Annotated in this window: 14 protein-coding genes; 2 read left to right on the forward strand and 12 right to left on the reverse strand. The window is 69.1% G+C overall.

What is annotated here, in order from left to right:
* Both BM048_RS17370 and BM048_RS17375 read right to left on the reverse strand, forming a co-directional pair.
* Positions 1-1,929 (reverse strand): CHC2 zinc finger domain-containing protein (locus BM048_RS17370; RefSeq protein ID WP_244890644.1); only part of this gene is annotated, 1,929 nt, incomplete at its 3' end.
* A gap of 240 nt (positions 1,930-2,169) precedes the next feature.
* Positions 2,170-2,385, reverse strand: a complete 216-nt coding sequence (locus BM048_RS17375; RefSeq protein ID WP_139224530.1) for a hypothetical protein — start codon at positions 2,383-2,385, stop codon at positions 2,170-2,172.
* Between the two features lie 879 nt (positions 2,386-3,264).
* Between BM048_RS17375 and BM048_RS17380 the strand changes: the two genes are divergently transcribed.
* On the forward strand, positions 3,265-4,026 hold the full coding sequence (locus BM048_RS17380) for a hypothetical protein (RefSeq protein ID WP_090035261.1): 762 nt from the start codon (positions 3,265-3,267) through the stop codon (positions 4,024-4,026).
* A 19-nt stretch (positions 4,027-4,045) separates the two neighbouring features.
* Here the strand turns inward: BM048_RS17380 and BM048_RS17385 are convergent, their stop codons facing one another.
* The 8 genes from BM048_RS17385 to BM048_RS17420 form a co-directional block, all read right to left on the reverse strand.
* On the reverse strand, positions 4,046-4,894 hold the full coding sequence (locus tag BM048_RS17385; RefSeq protein ID WP_090035264.1) for a TIGR02391 family protein: 849 nt from the start codon (positions 4,892-4,894) through the stop codon (positions 4,046-4,048).
* 203 nt (positions 4,895-5,097) lie between these two features.
* Positions 5,098-5,916, reverse strand: coding sequence for an AAA family ATPase (locus tag BM048_RS17390; RefSeq protein ID WP_090035266.1), 819 nt, complete (start codon positions 5,914-5,916; stop codon positions 5,098-5,100).
* Complete coding sequence (locus tag BM048_RS17395) at positions 5,913-7,316, reverse strand: Mu transposase C-terminal domain-containing protein (protein WP_090035269.1); 1,404 nt, start codon at positions 7,314-7,316, stop codon at positions 5,913-5,915. The genes BM048_RS17390 and BM048_RS17395 overlap by 4 nt, the downstream gene beginning before the upstream one ends.
* 7 nt (positions 7,317-7,323) lie before the next feature.
* The gene (locus tag BM048_RS17400) at positions 7,324-7,923 is read right to left on the reverse strand and encodes a recombinase family protein (RefSeq protein WP_090035271.1); all 600 of its coding nucleotides are present in this window, start codon (positions 7,921-7,923) and stop codon (positions 7,324-7,326) included.
* Positions 7,924-8,099: 176 nt separating this feature from the next.
* Positions 8,100-9,737: an MDR family MFS transporter gene (locus BM048_RS17405; protein ID WP_090035274.1), complete on the reverse strand. Its 1,638-nt coding sequence runs from the start codon at positions 9,735-9,737 to the stop codon at positions 8,100-8,102.
* The gene (locus BM048_RS17410) at positions 9,734-10,306 is read right to left on the reverse strand and encodes a TetR/AcrR family transcriptional regulator (RefSeq protein ID WP_175499619.1); all 573 of its coding nucleotides are present in this window, start codon (positions 10,304-10,306) and stop codon (positions 9,734-9,736) included. The genes BM048_RS17405 and BM048_RS17410 overlap by 4 nt, the downstream gene beginning before the upstream one ends.
* A gap of 220 nt (positions 10,307-10,526) precedes the next feature.
* The gene (locus BM048_RS17415; protein WP_090035281.1) at positions 10,527-11,009 is read right to left on the reverse strand and encodes a PaaI family thioesterase; all 483 of its coding nucleotides are present in this window, start codon (positions 11,007-11,009) and stop codon (positions 10,527-10,529) included.
* Between the two features lie 47 nt (positions 11,010-11,056).
* Positions 11,057-14,152 carry an efflux RND transporter permease subunit gene (locus BM048_RS17420; protein WP_090035282.1) on the reverse strand — a complete coding sequence of 1,032 codons (3,096 nt, stop codon included), beginning with the start codon at positions 14,150-14,152 and terminating at the stop codon, positions 11,057-11,059.
* Positions 14,153-14,216: 64 nt separating this feature from the next.
* Here BM048_RS17420 and BM048_RS17425 point away from each other — a divergent pair, with 64 nt between their 5' ends.
* Positions 14,217-14,684: a MarR family winged helix-turn-helix transcriptional regulator gene (locus tag BM048_RS17425; RefSeq protein ID WP_203708861.1), complete on the forward strand. Its 468-nt coding sequence runs from the start codon at positions 14,217-14,219 to the stop codon at positions 14,682-14,684.
* Positions 14,685-14,735: 51 nt separating this feature from the next.
* Here the strand turns inward: BM048_RS17425 and BM048_RS17430 are convergent, their stop codons facing one another.
* Both BM048_RS17430 and BM048_RS18900 read right to left on the reverse strand, forming a co-directional pair.
* On the reverse strand, positions 14,736-15,077 hold the full coding sequence (locus BM048_RS17430; RefSeq protein WP_239078850.1) for a DUF3817 domain-containing protein: 342 nt from the start codon (positions 15,075-15,077) through the stop codon (positions 14,736-14,738).
* A gap of 321 nt (positions 15,078-15,398) precedes the next feature.
* Positions 15,399-16,535, reverse strand: a 1,137-nt coding sequence (locus tag BM048_RS18900; RefSeq protein ID WP_139224531.1) for a DNA methyltransferase, incomplete at its 5' end; no start/stop codon positions are given.

The raw sequence follows: 16,535 nt of genomic DNA on the forward strand, positions 1-16,535 counted from the left end.
GGTCGGGTCCAGACGCCACCCGGTGCCCCGGTACTGCACGTGGTCGACGGAGTCCTTGGAGATCTGCCGGACCGCCTCGAGCACCTTCGTCTTGCCGGTCTTGGAGTGGTCGAACTCCAGCCCGGGCAGGTCGACCGCGTCGAGGAAGTCGCCGCTGCGGGCGCGGTCCTCCTCCACCCGCAGCTGCACCCGCTCGCCGTTCCGCGGGTCGGTGTAGCTGAACAGGTAGTGGCTGACCCGGCGCTCCTCGCGGATCACCGGCTGGCCCTGCATGTCGACGACGTTGTGCTGGAGCAGCACGTCGCGGACCTCGTCCTCGACGTCGCTGCTGGTGTCCATGTACTCGCGTCCGTCCAGGTGCAGGTCCAGGTTGAGGATCTGCACGAACTTCTGCGTCCCGTTGCGCTCGGTGCGGACCTCGACGATCCGGCCGTCGACCAGTCGGTAGTCGCGGCGCTCGATGTACGGCGCCCGCGAGGTGTGCCCGCCACCGCCGGCTCCCCCACCGCCGGTCCCGCCACCGCCGGTGGTGCTCTCCCGGCCCGGGAAGTCGATGACGTTGTCCCGCGCGCTGGCGCCAGCGTCGTCGACGTCCGGTGTCGCGGAGGGTGCGGGCTCGGCGGCCGCGGCGCTGAGCGCCGGCGGCAGCGGCTTGCCGGCCCGCTCGTGGGCCGCGCGAGCACCGGCCGTCGCCTGCTGCAGCAGCCGCTCGACCAGACGCTGGGCCTCGAGCACCCAGGCGCTGCCACGGCCCACCGCGGCGCGGGTGACCTCCTCGGCGGCGTCGTGGATCTTCTCCCAGCAGACCTCGGTCTCCGCGACCCAGCGCTCGGCGTAGCGGGTGTGCTCCTCGGCGGTCTTCGGGGCGCTCTTGCGCCGTGCCTGCACCTCGGTGAGGTGCCAGGCGATCTCGTCGTCGGCGGCGATGATGCGCTCGTAGGCGTCCTCGACCCGGGCCGTGGCGTCCCACACGCGGACGTCGTCGACGTCGACCTCGACGAGCTCGTCGAGGGAGTGCCCAGCCGCGATGTGGTCGGTGAAGTCGCTCTTGCGTGCGGTGGTCGCGGGCAGCAGGAGGTGCACCTCGGCTGCGCCAGCGGCGGTGAGCCGCTCGTGGACGGTCAGCCCTCGTGCCCACCCGGTGCCGTCGCGGTCGAGCACGACGTTGACGACCGCACCGGCGAGCGGTGCGGCGAGCTCGGCCGCGAAGTTCTTCCCGCCGCCGGTGTTCGTAGTCGCGACCAGCCCGAGCCCCTCCGCGGTCGCGACGTCCTTCTCCCCCTCGAGCAGCCAGACGGCCTGCCCGGCGGAGACGGCGCGCTGCACCGCGGGGAGGCGGTACAGCACCGGTGCGAACCAGGCCGGCTTCTGCGCCTGGATCTCGCCGGTGGTGTGGTCGACGTAGCGCTGCGTGAAGGTCTTGCTCGTGCAGCCCTCGCGCGTGCAGACCGAGCGCACGACCTCCTGGACGAGCACGTCGTCGGCGTCGAGGTACGGGTAGACGATCTGCTCGACGTAGGCGTGCTCGTGGTCGTCCTCAGGGACGGCTCGGCGCCTGGGCAGGGGTCCCAGCCGGCCACGTCGACGTCCGGCGCGGCGGCTGATCGCGCCGCGGCCGACACGCCAGCGCTCCTCGCCGTCCCGCTCGGGCGGGGGGTTGTCGAACAGGTCGATGAGCGTGAGGCCCAGCGCCTCAGCGATCGTGGCGGCGTCGGCCTGGCAGCCGTGGCAGTACAGCATCACGCGCCCGCCGTCGCCGTCCGGGCGCCAGGTCACGTGCAGCGAACCGGTGCGCTCGTCGTGGACGGGGCACAGCGCCTTGAAGTCGCGGGAGCGGCGGCTCGGCTTGAGGCCGGCCGCCTCGAGGGCGTTGTAGACGCGGTCGAGGGACGTCTGTGGGCCCCAGGTCGACGCGCTGAGGACGGTCATCGGCTACCTCGCCGATCACCGTGTTGTAGCCGCGTTATAGCGGCACGCCACGCCGAGGACACCTGATCCTGGGCAGGCTGCAGCGCAGCGGTTACGATCGTGAGCACAACAGAACCTCCGGATCGATCCGGAACATCAGGAAGCGGATGCCAGTCCGGTCCTGAGTTGAGAAATCCTCTAGAGGAGCTCCCCTTCGCCGCCAAGCAATCGGGGAGCTTCTCTGTGTCTGGGGTCAGGTCGTCATGCGCCCAAGGGCAGCTCCATCTGACGGGTGTGGTCTGCGGGGCGCGTCCACGCCGGCTCGGGGAGCTGGTGGACTGCAGCGAGCTGAGCGACGAGGTAGTCGTTGATGCTCGAGTAGCCGCCATCGGCTGCGGCTTGGCGGTAGACCTCGAACTGCTCGGCGGGGATCCGCAGCGGGATCTGCCGACGCTCACCCTTCGACGCTCTAGGCATGCCCCTTGTGTACCGGGCGCCTGATTCGGATTCACGTAGGCGCGCCGCGACGCGCCGAGCCGAGTCGTCACCCATGTCCGCATGACCTCGGTAACTGCACAGAACCACGCCCGTGTGACACGCGAGCTGCGATCTCTTCGCATCGAGCTGGCGCGGAGTGGGCTCTGGGACGTCCAAGCGAGGTTCCCCCACCTCGCTCACGGTCAGGCCGACCTGATGGCGGGTGAAGCCGGCCGGGCTCCTCCGAGGATGGCGTCGGGCAGCAGGTGAGGCGGCGGGCGATGACGCATGCGCCGCGCAGCCCAAGGTCGCCCTCGCGCGCACACGAGCCACTGGAACGGGAAACCATGGGAGAGTTGGGAGAATCGAGGTGGACGCGCAGGTCAGGGGCACTTTCTCGGTCTCCCACGCCAGGGAGAGCGTGCCATCGGGCACCGGGCCTTCGGACGGTAAAAGCCCAGGTCAGAGGCGTGTTGGCGTGGTCTCCCAAGAACCCCCCTCTGGCTGGGAGAATCCCTCGGTAAGACGCCGCACCCGCGCACGGTGCCTCGGCAACGGCACCAACCACCACCCCAGATCCCGCGGGAAGACGCGCTCAGGAGCCCGGAAAGACGCACGATCCCTCGGCAAAGACGCCAGTCGAGACCGACGCTGCTGTGGGTTCGCCTTGGGCCTGTCCGCTTCGCGTTTGCGTGTCCGCCGGGTGTCCGCCGTCGCCTTAGCGTGTCCGCGCGCCAGCCTGTGGCCGTGGGCATGGCGGTGACCCGAGCGATGTGTCGGACGGCGGTAGGCCTCGAGCGCGAGGCGTCTTGTTCTCGTCGGCGACGATACGAGCGCAGCTCGTCTACGAGTGCCCGCGCGCGTCGATAGTGTCCACGCATGCTGGCGCAGGCGACGGCAGGACCCGACTGGTTCGACTGGCTCACTCTCGTGGTCACGGTGCTGGCGGCGGTCGTCCCGGCGTGGCTGGCGATCGCGCTGTGGCGCTCTGACCGTCGCGCTGGGATCAGGGAGCGGCGTTCTGCCGCGATCCGTGAGTTCACGCATCTGCTGGCCACCGGGGACCCGGTTCTGGTCCGGTTCCGCGACATGAGCCACTTCGCCGCGGCGATGGGTCCGGGATCGGCCGCGCTGCTCGACATGATTTGGCGCTTCATCGAGTGGGACCACGACGACATCCGGTCGCTCGAGGTGCACCCCCGGCGCCGGGGCATCGAGTCACCCCCTCCTACCGTGGAGCCACGCATCGACCTGTCGGTCGATGTCAATGACGCGATCTCCCGGTGGAACCAGGACCCGCAGTACCGCGCGGACCTGACGGAGGTCTACCTCGCCAACGGGCACGTGTTCCCGGCCGAGGAGGACAACCGCATCATCTCTCCCGCCACGCGGCGCGCCGCGGAGCGCGAGGTCCTCAAGGACGCCCGCGCCTACCGCGAGTGGCTCGCTGGCACGCGGCTGTCGCCCAGACGCGTCCGCCTCCGGCGGCTCTTCGGCTGGCTCCGCTTCTGGGCTGGCGCGCCGGCAGAGCCGTTGAACCCCCTCGCGACGAAGGACTTCCTAGAAGAGGACGACCTGGCCGACGACGCTTGGCTGCGGGCCCGCACGACGGCGCCACTCGCCGTTGACGACGAGGAGTAGCTCGTGCTCCGGTGTGGTGCTAACCGTCGACGGCCGTCTGCTCGACTTGGAGCACCTCGCACTGGTCCAGGAGCCGGGCGAAGTAGCTGTAGGCCGCGAGTCGTTCCATGCCCTCCTGCTCGGAGAGGTCGACGCGAGTATGTGTCGTGACGTTGCGAATGGTCAGGTTCAGGCCGACCGCGAGCTGGTTGAGCCCTTCGCGGATGCCCTTGACGGTCTTGTCCTTCGGGTCGTCGCCGGGCCAGCGGACCTTCGGCCGCTCCGGTGTCGGGTCGCCGGCGGAGAGGGTCTGCTGCCAGAAGACGGTGTCGTCGACGTCGTTGCGCCCGAGCTTCGCCTTCCAGTCCTGAGTCAGGGCCTCGGCTGCTTCTCGCACGGCGACGCGGTAGTGGTGGGCGGTCCAGTGCGCCGCGGCGGCGGTCCAGATCGTCGAGTGCAGCTGCGAGGGCGCGAAGGCCGGCAACTCGGAGGCTGCGGCCGTTTCCGCCTCGTCGATCATCGTTCGTAGCCTGCCGCGGATTGTGGCTGCGGTGGTCCGGATGTCCGAGGGTGCGAACAGAGCTCTGGGCGAGCTCATCAGCGACCAGTTCGCGATCGGGTCCAGCACCCCGCTCCCGGCGACGGCGAAGTAGGCGCCGGTGACGGCGACGGCGCGGGCTGCGGCACCCGCCGCCTCCGCCACATTGAGTTCGCGAGCACGAACCTCGGAGGGATCTGCGTCGTCGCGGGGCCAAGCGGTTGGGAGCAGGCCGCGCGAGTCCATGTGGTTGCCTTCGACCTGCGTCTGCATCCAAGCCTCGAACGCCGTCTCGAAGTCGCTGACGGTGGTTTGAAGACGTCTGAGGTAGTCCACGCCGTAGGTCGTCACGACGCCATGCTCGCAGCGAGGTCGCCGAGACAGCACCATCCAAGCGCTCGTGCCGGCTCAAGATCGGTGCGCTTGAGGATTCGGACACGCAAGTGCGACAGCGACCGTCGCACTTGCGCGTTGCCTCGCAGGTGAGTCGATCAGGCACCGGATGTGGCTTTCGCCGGTACACGGCGGGGTGCTGGTGCTGATCGATGGCGGTCCTAGGTCGTCCCGATGACGAGGGTGCTGGCGGCGGCTTCGACGACGTCGTTGGTGATGGTCTGCAGCTCGTTGATCTTCAGGACGCGTTCGATCTGGGGGAAGAGTCGCTCGAGGAGGCGGAAGTTGCCCCGGGTGATGCGGCTGATCGCGGCGATGGTTTGGGCGTCCGTGAAGTCGTCGGGATTCAGGGTCTTGCCCAGGGAGCGCCAGTGGCGTTGGAGGACGAAGAGCAGCTCGTCGGTGCTCAGGGGCCGGTACTGATGGGCGAAGCCGACGCGGCTGTAGAACTGGGGGTAGTGGGTGAACTGCTTCTGCAGCCCGGGCATGCCGATGAGGATCAGGGCGATCTGGTCGCGGTCGTAGCGGTCCCGTAGGAGCTCGAGGGCGGTGGGGCTGAGGCGTTCGGACTCGTCGACGATGACGAGCTGGACGTAGTTGGTGGTGCGCCGGGTGCCCCACCGGTCCAGGGGGATGCGGCCGGGGACCTCGACGTGCTGCTGGATGCAGATGCTGGTGCGCGTGATGATCCGGTCCAGGTCTTCGCGCAGCAGCCGCGGGGTGGTCAGGACCCCGGGGGTGTACAGGGCGGTGCGGTTCTTGGCCAGCGCAGCGTAGATCTTGGCGTCATCATCGCCGCGTGGGCCCCAGTCGGTGAGCAGCTCGTGGGCTTGCTCCCAGTGGGCGTAGCGGCGGGCGGAGACGGTCTTGCCGACCCCGGCCGGTCCGTAGCACAACCCGATGGTGCGACCGCGCCGGACGGAGTCGGCGAACTCGGTGAAGCGGCGGTGCTCCTTGGTGACGATGAAGCGTTCCCTCACGTCAGGTCCTCCTTGTAGACCTTGAGCCGCGCCACCGTCGGTCCGCGGGGCGGCACTGGCCTGGCCGGGGGGTCGGGGGTGTGGGCGGCGACGACGGCGATCCGCTCGTTGATGCCTCGGCGCAGGGTGCGGCGACGGGCGTTGCGGGCGGCTTGGACCTCCTTGAGGCTGATCTGCTGCGCGTGGTGGTCCTGGTCGACGGCGGTGCACAGGAACTGGTCGTGGTCGAAGACGCGGATCTCGGTGATGTCTCTGGGGTCGTAGCGGATGACTACGGGGCGGCCGACGAAGCCGGCGAGGGTCGGTGCGACGTAGCGCAGGCCCTGGAAGTGGATGCCGTCGCGGCGCACGGTCCTAGATCGGGCGACGGTCAGCAGCAGCCCGTCCAGCGCTTGGAGGGTGTCGGGAAGGCGTGGCAGCCACCCGTCGGCGATCCACGCCGCCCGCGGCGAGACGCCCAGCTCGCTGTGGGCCCGGTCGTTGTAGTCCAGGACGAACGCCCCGACGGCGGCGTCGAGATCGGCCAAGGACAGTGCTGGCGCGGGCCAGCGCTCCGCACCGCTGGCGAGGTGTCCGGGCAGGGTGGTGAGCAGCTCGGTGTTGACTGTGCCGAAGAGGCGCTCGACCTTGCCCCGCCCTTGGGGTCGGGCGACGGCGGAGTGGATCAGGCGGATGTGCAGGTCGACCGCGGTGCGGGCCAGGTGGTCGCTGGTGAAGTCCGACCCGTGGTCGACGTACAGCACGTCGGGGACCCCGCACATCGGCCACCGGGGGTCGGTCTTAGGCCAGATCGCCTGCCGCAACGCCAGGGCGGTGTACATCGTCGACGGCGCACCGAAGAAGACCGTGTAGCCGCAGATCGCGCGGGAGCAGTCGTCCATCACCACGGTCAGCCACGGCCGGGCCAGCTTGCCGTCCGTGCCGACGAGCACGATGTCCAGCAAGGTGTGGTCCGCCTGCCACATCGCATTGGGGCTCTCGGCTGTCCGCCGTAATGCGAGCTCGTACTTGTCCCGGTAGGAGCTCGGTCCCTCGAGGGCGAGGGTGACCATGCCGGGGTCCAGGGCGGTGATGATCGACCGGACGACGCCGTAGGACGGGACCGGCCACCCGGGGCCGGAGCAGACTTTCACCACCGTTCGGTGGATCGCGGCGATCGGTGGGCGGGGCCGAGTCAGCCCGAGCCCTTCGATCAGGGCGATGAGCTCCGCCGGTAGGCGATGCCCGCCGGCGTCCGCCCGCGGCAGGCGGCCCAGGGCCAGCAAGCCGCCGGCGCGGTAGCGGGCATGCCAGCGTTCCAGCGTGCGCACGCCCAGGCCGTGGTGACGGGCCAGCGCGGCGAGCGGAACCTGGTCCTCGACATGCGACCGCAGGATCTGCCACCGCCCGTCCGCGTCCACGGCCGGCCTACACGGCGCTCGTGGCTCGTCGTGACGGCGCCGCGCCGGCGGGTGGGCGGTTCAAGGCCCGGTAGATCGTGGTGCGGGAGACGCCGAGCACCTGCCCGATCTGAGCGACCGTCATGTCCTTCTGCTCATACATGCGCCGGGCAGCCCGGACCTGGTCCGCGGACAACGCCGACGGACGCCCACCGCTTCGACCCCGAGCACGAGCGGCCGCCAGTCCGGCGTTGGTCCGCTCCCGGATCAGGTCACGCTCGAACTCGGCCAGGGCCGCGAAGACGTGGAACACCAGCCGTCCGCCCGGGGAAGTGGTGTCGATCGTCTCCTGCAAGGACCGGAACCCGACACCGCGGTCGGCCAGGACCTGCAGCTGGTCGATCAAGTGCCGGATGGACCGGCCGAGCCGGTCCAGCCGCCACACTACCAAGGTGTCACCGGGGCGCAGCTGGTCCAGCAGCTTGTCCAGCTCGGGCCGGTGCTGCAGCGACCCGGAGCCGGTGTCCACGAACACCCGGTAGCACCCGGCCTTGGTTAGCGCGTCGATCTGCAGCGACGCATCCTGGTCGGTCGTCGACACGCGCGCGTAGCCCAGGAGGTCTCCCACCCTCCGACCGTAGCGAAACCCGTCCGACACAGGAAGTATTGCACCGTAGATTCCGGCACACAGTTCCGCTACATCGGGCGCCTCGTCGGTGACCTGCGCCGACCGGGCCCTCCTGCGGTGTAGCGGAAACGTTCGATTGAGCCACATGGTGAAGAAGGATCGCTGCGGCGGTGGTTCTACCGTTCAGGGAGGGCCGAGGTCCGTGTGGAGAGTTCCGCGGTCTCGAGGTCGTCGGTGATGAGGAGGTTGCCTTCTGCGAGGGCCTCTGCGGCTATGTCGTGCTCGACGCTGGTGGCCAGCGGCTTCTCCTTGACGAAGCACAGCAGCACGGTGGCGATCAGCGCGAGCGGCATGATCCACAGAAAGATCGGGGTCAGCGCGTCGTTGTAGGAGGCGATGATGGGGTTCCTGAATGCCTCGGGCAGGCCAGCGACCACGGCGGGGGTCAGGGAGTTCGCTCCCCCTGGGGTGCTCCGGGTGGCCGCGGCAGGCAGTCGTTCGGTGAGGAGGTCGGCCAATCGGGTGGCGAACACGCTGCCGACGACTGCCGAGCCGAGAGTCGCCCCGATCTGACGGAAGAAGTTGTTGGAGGCGGTGGCGGTGCCGACCTGGCGCAAGGGGAAGGTGTTCTGCACGATCAGCACAAGGATCTGCATAGACAGGCCGAGCCCTAGCCCGAGGACCGCGATGTAGGCGCACACGTGCCACAGGGCCACCTGCGGGGTGAGGGTCGACAACAACGCCAGGCCTGCGGCGACGGTGAGACTGCCGGCGATCGGCATCCACTTGTACCGTCCCGTGCGGCTCACCAGCTGCCCGGAGACCACCGAGGCGATGAGCAGGGTGCCCATCATCGGGATCATCAGCAGACCGGACGCGGTGGCGTCGACGCCGAAGGCCATTTGCAGGTAGGTGGGCAGGTAGCCGATCGCTCCGAACATCGCGATCCCGATGAACAGGCCGGCCAGGGTGGTGAGGTTGAAGTTGGCCTCACCGAACAGGTGCATCGGGATGATCGGCTCAGCGGTCCGACGCTCCTGAGCCACGAACCCAGCCCCAGCCACCAGGGTGGCGAGCACCAGAACGAGGATCACCGGGTCGGTCCAGGAATACTTGCTGCCTCCCCAGGTGGAGAAGAGCACGAGGCAGGTGGTGGCTATCGCCAGCAGGACCATGCCGCCGAGATCCAAGCGGGGTCGTCCTGGGTGTCGTGGCAGCTTCAGGAACACGGCGGCCGCGGCCAGTGCCAGCAGGCCCAGCGGGATGTTGATCCAAAACACCCAGCGCCAGCCCGGTCCTTCGGTGAACCACCCGCCCAGCAGCGGGCCGGCCACCGAGGCGATGGCGAAGACACCGCCCATCGCGCCCATGTACTTGCCGCGTTCCCGCGCCGGGACGACGTCGGCGATGGCGGCCTGGGACAGGATCATCAACCCGCCTCCGCCCACGCCCTGGACCGCGCGGGCCGCGATCAGCACGGCCATGCTGTCCGCCAGCGCACCCAGGACGGATCCGGCCATGAACACCACGATCGCGCCCATCAGCAGGGACTTGCGTCCCATCAGGTCCCCGAGCTTGCCGTAGACCGGCATCGTGATCGTGGACGTGAGGATGAAGGCCGTGATCACCCACAGCATCTCGTTCACCCCGTTGAGCTCACCGACGATCGTGGGCAGCGCCGTGCTCAGAACCGTCTGATTCAGGGCGGCCAGCAGCATGGACAGCATCAGGCCGACGAACAGCAGCACCACGTGCTGGTGCCCGTTCTTCTCGGTGGGTCCCCTCCAGCGCGGGGCAGGGGCAGGGGCAGTCATGACAGCTTTCCGTGGACGTGATGGAACAGGTTCAAAGACGACGCCAGGTTCTGCGGCGTCACCCCCGGCGGGGTGCCGTAGGCGGGCGATGTCAATGCAAAGCGGAGCGGGACCGCAGCAACCATCACGAGCATCCGCGCTGTCTCCTGCACGTCGAACCCCTCGATACCGACGGACCAGCCGGGGTCGGTGGCTAGGATCGCTGCCACAGCCTGGCGGACCAGCTCCTCGGCTTCGACCAGGTACTCCTTGCGTCGCTGGCCCAGGTGCGGGTGCCTGTGCATCAGCTCCTGCCGGCGGACGAGGTCTCCGTCCGCATAGGAGCTGCGTGCCACGGCCAGCAGCAGCTTGGACACCTGGTCGAGGAGGTCATGACCGATCACGAAGCCGTCGAGCAGCACCGGGTCCAGGCTCGGAGGGCGCATCCCGAGAACTGCATCGTCCTTGGACGGGAAGTAGTTGAAGAACGTCCGCGGTGAGACCCCGGCGGCATCCGCTATGGCCTCGATCGTGGCGTGCTCCAGGCCCTGGTGCAGGACCAAGGCCGCCGCCGCCTCATGGATGGCCACCCATGTCTCGGCTCTTCGTCGCTCACGGAGAGTCGCCGACGCATCTGCCATGGCGGCATGGTTGCAGGCATGCATAACTTGCACAAGTGCAAATCGTGATGCGGGTTCCCCGCGTTCGCCCCTGGGTTACGAGAGAAACGGCGCGTCGCCTGCGCGCCCGAAGCGGACCCTCGCGCAGGGGTTCGACACGGGACGCCCGGTCAGCGCCCGGCCGGGCGGCTCACAAGAGCGTGCGACTGGACCGGGCTGAGGAGTCAGGGGGCCGCGGACCGTGGAAGTGCTGCAGGTCGACGACGAGGAACAGCGCCCGTGCGGTGAACAACCGGGCCCCGGACGCGTCGACCCCTTCGGCTGTGAGGAACAGCTTGCGGTCCTCGCGCCGCTCGAGCCGCGCGGTGATGTCGCAGATCGCCCCGACGGGGACCGGCCGGTCGTAGTCGATGCTCAGGCTGCGGGTGACCGCCGGCTGCCCGATGAGGTACCCGGCGAAGCCGAAGACGTCGTCCAGCACCGTTGCGATCGCTCCGCCGTGGGTGATGCCCGGTGCACCGGCGTGGCGTTCGTCGAAGGTGTGGCGTGCGTGCAGCGCCCCGCCTTCCAGGCGGACCTGCAGGTGGTGGCCGTGGGGATTGCGGTCCCCGCATCCCAGGCAGTTGTGGTGGTGCTGGGGCAGAGGGCCGTCGTGCGGTGGTTCCCAGGTCATCTCGGCCTGGTCCCAACCGCTGGGACGCCGGGGCGGGTCTGGGGCGGTCATGCCGCGGTGGTGGCCGGGCGGCGGCCTCGCCGGTCGCGCATTGCCGTGGTGGCGCGTTCGGTCAGGTTGTACAGGACCGGGACGAGCACCAGCGTCAGCAGGGTGGAGGTGGTCAGGCCGCCGATGACGACCAGGGCCAGCGGCTGGGAGATGAACACGCTGCCGCCGGTCAGGCCCAGGGCCATCGGGGTCAGGGCTCCGATGGTCGCCGCCGCGGTCATCAGGATCGGTCGTAGCCGGTAGCGGGAGCCCTCGATGACGGCGTCGATGACGCTCAGGCCCTGCTCGCGCTTCTGGTTGACCAGGTCGATGAGCACGATCGCGTTGGTCACCACGATGCCGACGAGCATGAGCAGTCCGATCATCGACGGGACACCCAAGGGTGTGCCGGTCGCCAGCAGCAGGGCCAGCGCACCGGTGGCGGCGAACGGCACCGACACCAGGAGGATCAGGGGCTGCAGCAGGGACCGGAACGTGGCGACCATGACCAGGTAGACGATGGCGATGGATGCCAGGAGCGCCAGGTAGAGGTCGGCGAACGCGGACTGCTGCTCGGCGCTGACCCCGCCGATCTCCGCTTCTGCGCCCTCGGGCAGGTCGAGGGCGTCGAGCTGTTCCTGCAGCCGGGTGGTGATCCCTCCCAGGTTCTGGTCGGTCGCCGTCGCGGTCACTGCCGCGGTGCGTACCCCGTCCTGGCGGGTCAGGCTGGTGGGCTGCTGGACCTCGCTGACCTCGGCGACCTGCCCCAGGGGCACGGCTCCGGTGGCGGTGGGGATGGGGGTGGCGCGCAGTGCCTGGACGTCGGTGGGGGCCTGGCCCAGGAGCACGACGACGTCGGTGGTGCGTCCGGCGATGTCGGCCTGGCCGATGGGTGCCCCGCGCAGCAGCCCGGCCATGGCCTGCCCGATGGCGGTCTCGCTGGTGCCGGCCTGGGCGGCCGCTTGCCTATCGACCTGGATCTGGACCGCTGGTGCGTCCGAGGCCAGGTTGTTCACCACGTCGGTCGTGCCCTGGACCTCGCCCATCGCCTCGGCGACCAGGTCTGCGGCTTCGCGCAGGGTCTGGTCGTCGCCGGCACGGACCACGACCTCCACCGGTGGCAGGCCGAACCCGGCCTGTCCGGTGGTGACGGTCAGCTCCCCGACGTCGTCCAGGTCCGCGACCACGGCGCGAAGGTCCTGTTCGACCAGCGCCTGGTCGGCGTCCAGGTCGGTGGTGATCGCAAAGGTGGCCGTGTTCGACCCGCCGCCACCTCCGAGGAACGCTGTTTGCAGTCCGTTGCCACCCGAGCCGACGGTGACCTGGTAGGTCTGGACCCCCTCCAGCTCGGCGATGGCCTGCTCGACCTGGCGAGCGGCGGCGTCGGTGACATCCAGGCTGGTCCCGGCCGGCAGCTGCTGGTTGACGCTGAGGGTGTTCTGCCCGGCGTCACCGATGAAGTTGGTCTCCAGGCGCGTGGAGGCGGCAAGGGTGCCACCGAGCACGGCGGCCGCGATCACCAGGGTGATCACCGGGTGGCCGAGTGCCGCGCGCAGGACCGGCAGGTAGCTGCGCTGGAGCAGTCCGTGGCGTTCGCGCTCCTCGACGCGGTCCCGCTCGGACTGGTCGACGGACGGGGCGCGCAGGAACCAGTAGGCCAGCACCGGGATGATGGTCAAGGAGACCAGCAGCGAGGCCAGCAGAGCTACCGCGACGGTGAAGGCGAAGGGCCGGAACAGCTCACCGACCTGGCCCCCGACGATGCCGATCGGCACGAACACCGCTGCGGTGGTGATCGTGGAGGACGTCACCGCCCCGGCGACCTCACGCACCGCGGTCAAGATCGCCTGCGCCTTGGGTTCGCCGTAGCCGAGGTGGCGCTTGATGTTCTCGATCACCACGATCGAGTCGTCCACGACCCGCCCGACCGCGACGGTGAGAGCCCCCAGGGTCAGGATGTTCAGGGAGTACCCACCGACCGAAAGCCCGATCATCGCCATCAGCAACGACAGGGGGATCGAGATGGCGGTGACCAGGGTGGAGCGCAGCGACAGCAGGAACAGCATGATCACGATCACCGCGAAGATCAGCCCGAGGAGACCTTCGGTGCTCAGGTCCTCGATCGACTTCTCGATGAACGGGGCCTGGTCGAAGACGACGTCGATCGCAGCGTCCTCACCGAGGCTGGCCTCCATCTGCGGGATCAGGTCCCGCACGTCGTGGGACACGCTGACGGTGTTGCCGTCGGGAGTCTTGGTGATCGCCACGGCGACGCTCGCCTGGCCGTTGGTCCGCGCGTAGGACGTGGCCGGGACCGCAGCGACCGCCACCGTGGCCACATCACCGAGCACGACCGGTCCACCCGGACCCCCGGCAGGCAGCGCGATCGCGGCGATGTCCTCAACGGAGGACAGCCGCTGGCCCACCACGACGTTCAGGCTGCGCTGCCCGTCGACGATCGTCCCGGCCGGGATGACCACACCGTTCGCCTGCAACGCGGCGCTCACCGCGTCGAAGCCGACGCCCGCGGCCGCCAGCGCCATCGGGTCGGGCACGATCTCGACCCGCACCTCGCGCGCCCCCGACAGCGTGGCCTCACGCACCCCCTCCACACCCAGCAGCTGCGGCAGGACCTCTTCCTCGACCCGGGTGGCGAGCTCCTGCTCGTCCAGCTGCGGGGCGGCGACCGCCAGCTGGACCACCGGGAGCTGGTCGATGCTGCCGGTGATCACCGTCGGTGTCACATCGGCCGGGAGACGAGAGGCCACCCTGGCCAAGGCCTGCTGCAGGTCCTGCTGGGCTACCTGCAGATCCGTGCCGTACGCCAGCTCCACCGAGACAACCGACAGGCTGTTGCTGCTGGTCGACTCAGTCCCCTCCAGACCCTCCACACCGCTGACAGCACCCTCGACGACCTCAGTCACCTGCCGCTCGACCACGTCCGGCGCTGCCCCGGGAAGAGGGGTCACCACCACCGCCAGCGGGATCTCCAAGGACGGGATCAGCTCCTGCTTCAGCGACGTGGTCGATAAGACGCCCGCCACGATCAGGATCACCGTGGCCAACGCCACCACGGCGCGGTTGGCAAGGCTCAGGCGAGCGAGGCGAGTCATGAGGTTCTCCCGTATAGTCGATGCCAGACGAATAGTACGGGGCGAACGAAGGATCGAAGAACCGGTGAATCGCGACGCGGCCATGACCGCCATCGCGCAGGACGAGGCGGCACTGCTACGCCTCTTCTCCCGGTCACAGTTCACCGCTCTGCTGCAGAGCGCCTTGACGATGCAGCAGCTCAAGGTGCTACTGCTGCTGCACGGCGACGGGCCGCTGATGAGCCACGAGCTGGCCGACGCGCTGAGGATCAGCCCGGCATCGGTGACCGGCTTGGTCGATCGACTCGTAGACCGCGGGCTGGTGCGACGCGTCGCCGACCCCGCGGACCGCCGGGCCAGGCACGTCCACCCCACAACCGAAGGCTCCCGGCTGGTCGAGCAGCTGATGGCCGAAGGTGCCGAGCACCGCGCCGCACTCCTGGCGCACCTGGACGACGACAGCGTCCAGACCATCGCGACCGCATTCGCGGCGCTCCGCCGAGCCGCAGAGCAGGTCTACGAGCCCGACGGACAGCGTGCCCATCCACTGTGACGCCGCCGCCGATTGAGGGTCTCTGAAGGTGAGAGGTGAGGCCTCGTTGGATCAAGCACGCACGGAAACAGGCCGGGCCGCGCCGCTAGACGGTGTCAAGCGCCCCGACCGCTGCCCCCACAGTTCGAACGCGAGTGTGGCGAACGGCGGGATCGAGCAGGCCAGTCCAGCAAGGGTAGTCCAGCGCGACCAGCGAAGCGTTCGCGAGAGCACCAAAGTCACCAGCACGTAAGCGACGAAGATCCCCCCGTGGATAGGGCCAAAGATCTGCACCCCCAGCTCACCGCCGTCGGCGACGTACTTGACGTACATGCCCACGAGGAGACCTGCCCACGAGAAGGCCTCAGCGACCGCAACGATCTTGAAGAGCCTGACTTGGGTGCGGGAAGACACGCGGCACAGCCTACGTGAGGACGTCCAAGGCCATGTCAGCGCCTCCCTGATGACGATCATGGGGGACTGCTGCAGGGCAGGTCACGGTGTCAACCGGTCCTGCAGCAGTCCGCGGCTGCGGCTCCCCGCCATCACGCCTCTCCGCCCCCGCTCTTCAGGTGTACGACGCCACATGTCGCCGTCAGAACCCCGCCATCCAGCACCAAGAGTCACACACCGGACGAGCTCGCAGCGTCCCTACAGCTGCTGCTGCAGCGGTTGCCATGGCGAGGCGACTCGGGCGCGTGGCGAATGAGAGCAGCGACGGCTACCTGCGAGGAGCTACGGCGTCCGGGTGTTGATCTCGAAGCTGCGCAGGTAGTCGGCGTAGAGCCGGGTCGTCCGAAGGGACGGGTCGAGCCGAGCGACGACCTGCTGGTACTCGACGAGGGAGTCGGTGACGATGAACGCGTGCGTCAGGTCGTCCCGCCGCGCGGCCGCAGCGACGAATGCGCCCCACGTGCTGGTGTCGAACAGGACGCCGTAGCAGGCACTCGCAGGGAGCGACCAGCCTTCCGCGGCCACCTCGCTGATGCGCTCGCCGCGCGCGCCGGCGCGCAGCCAGAGCAGAGGGGCGATCGCCTCGAACCGGCGCCCAAGCGAGACCAGCGTGGGGTCCTCGTAGGTGAGGGTGAAGAACTCGGCGTTCTCGCGGAACCCGTCGGCCATCGGAGAAGCGTCGACTGGCCCGTACGTCCCCGAGACCGGAGCACCGGTCGTCGACTTGCCTGTGATGGCGGCGTGGATCCGCGGCTTGGTGATGTAGTCGCAGATGCCGAGTGCCTCCCACTCGGCATCACCCGGGTGTACGCCTCGCCGGCGCAACTCGTTGGCCTCGTCGATCGAGACCTCGTTGTTGGTGACGAGGAGACAGCGCCTGGTACCGCCGTCCTGACGGTTCAAGCGCATGACCGCGTGCGCGGTGGTGCCGGAGCCAGCGAAGAAGTCCAGGACGAGCGCACGAGGCTTGCTCGCGACGAAGAATCGAAGGGCGTCCTCAACTGCGTACAAGGACTTCGGGAACGGGAAGCGGCGATCGGGCATGAGCGAGCGCAGCAGGTTGCTCCCACCCGGCCCACCTGACTCGTGGGCTGAAATGCGCCACTGCGTCCCTGGCACAAAGACAGGTGCGTACCCCGAACTGTCGACGACGATCGAGCCGTCCGCTCGATGACCCTCGATGGGGAAGACTCCCGCCTCGACCTTCCGCTGCTCGCCGGACTTCAGATAGGAAATCGGCATCCCGCGCTCGGTGAACTTGCCGAGCCGCACGTAGCCCTTCTCGCAAGCGCTCATGAGGGTCTGCGGCGAGATCTGCCAGTTGCCCTCCGAGCCATCGCGCCGGATCGGCCACACCGCCACGGTTCCAGGCGGTGAGGCGACCGCGGCGCGCGGCTGGTCGGCCGGCAGGGGGTCCCC

This window comes from Cellulomonas marina (genome assembly GCF_900111925.1).
Lineage (GTDB): Bacteria > Actinomycetota > Actinomycetes > Actinomycetales > Cellulomonadaceae > Cellulomonas > Cellulomonas marina.

Excerpts from the sequence above, each read along its gene's own strand:
- BM048_RS17405 (WP_090035274.1), bottom strand. The coding sequence starts at position 9,737 with ATGACTGCCCCTGCCCCTGCCCCGCGCTGGAGGGGACCCACCGAGAAG.
- BM048_RS17375 (WP_139224530.1), bottom strand. The coding sequence starts at position 2,385 with ATGCCTAGAGCGTCGAAGGGTGAGCGTCGGCAGATCCCGCTGCGGATC.
- BM048_RS17380 (WP_090035261.1), top strand. The coding sequence starts at position 3,265 with ATGCTGGCGCAGGCGACGGCAGGACCCGACTGGTTCGACTGGCTCACT.
- BM048_RS17420 (WP_090035282.1), bottom strand. The coding sequence starts at position 14,152 with ATGACTCGCCTCGCTCGCCTGAGCCTTGCCAACCGCGCCGTGGTGGCG.
- BM048_RS17415 (WP_090035281.1), bottom strand. The coding sequence starts at position 11,009 with ATGACCTGGGAACCACCGCACGACGGCCCTCTGCCCCAGCACCACCAC.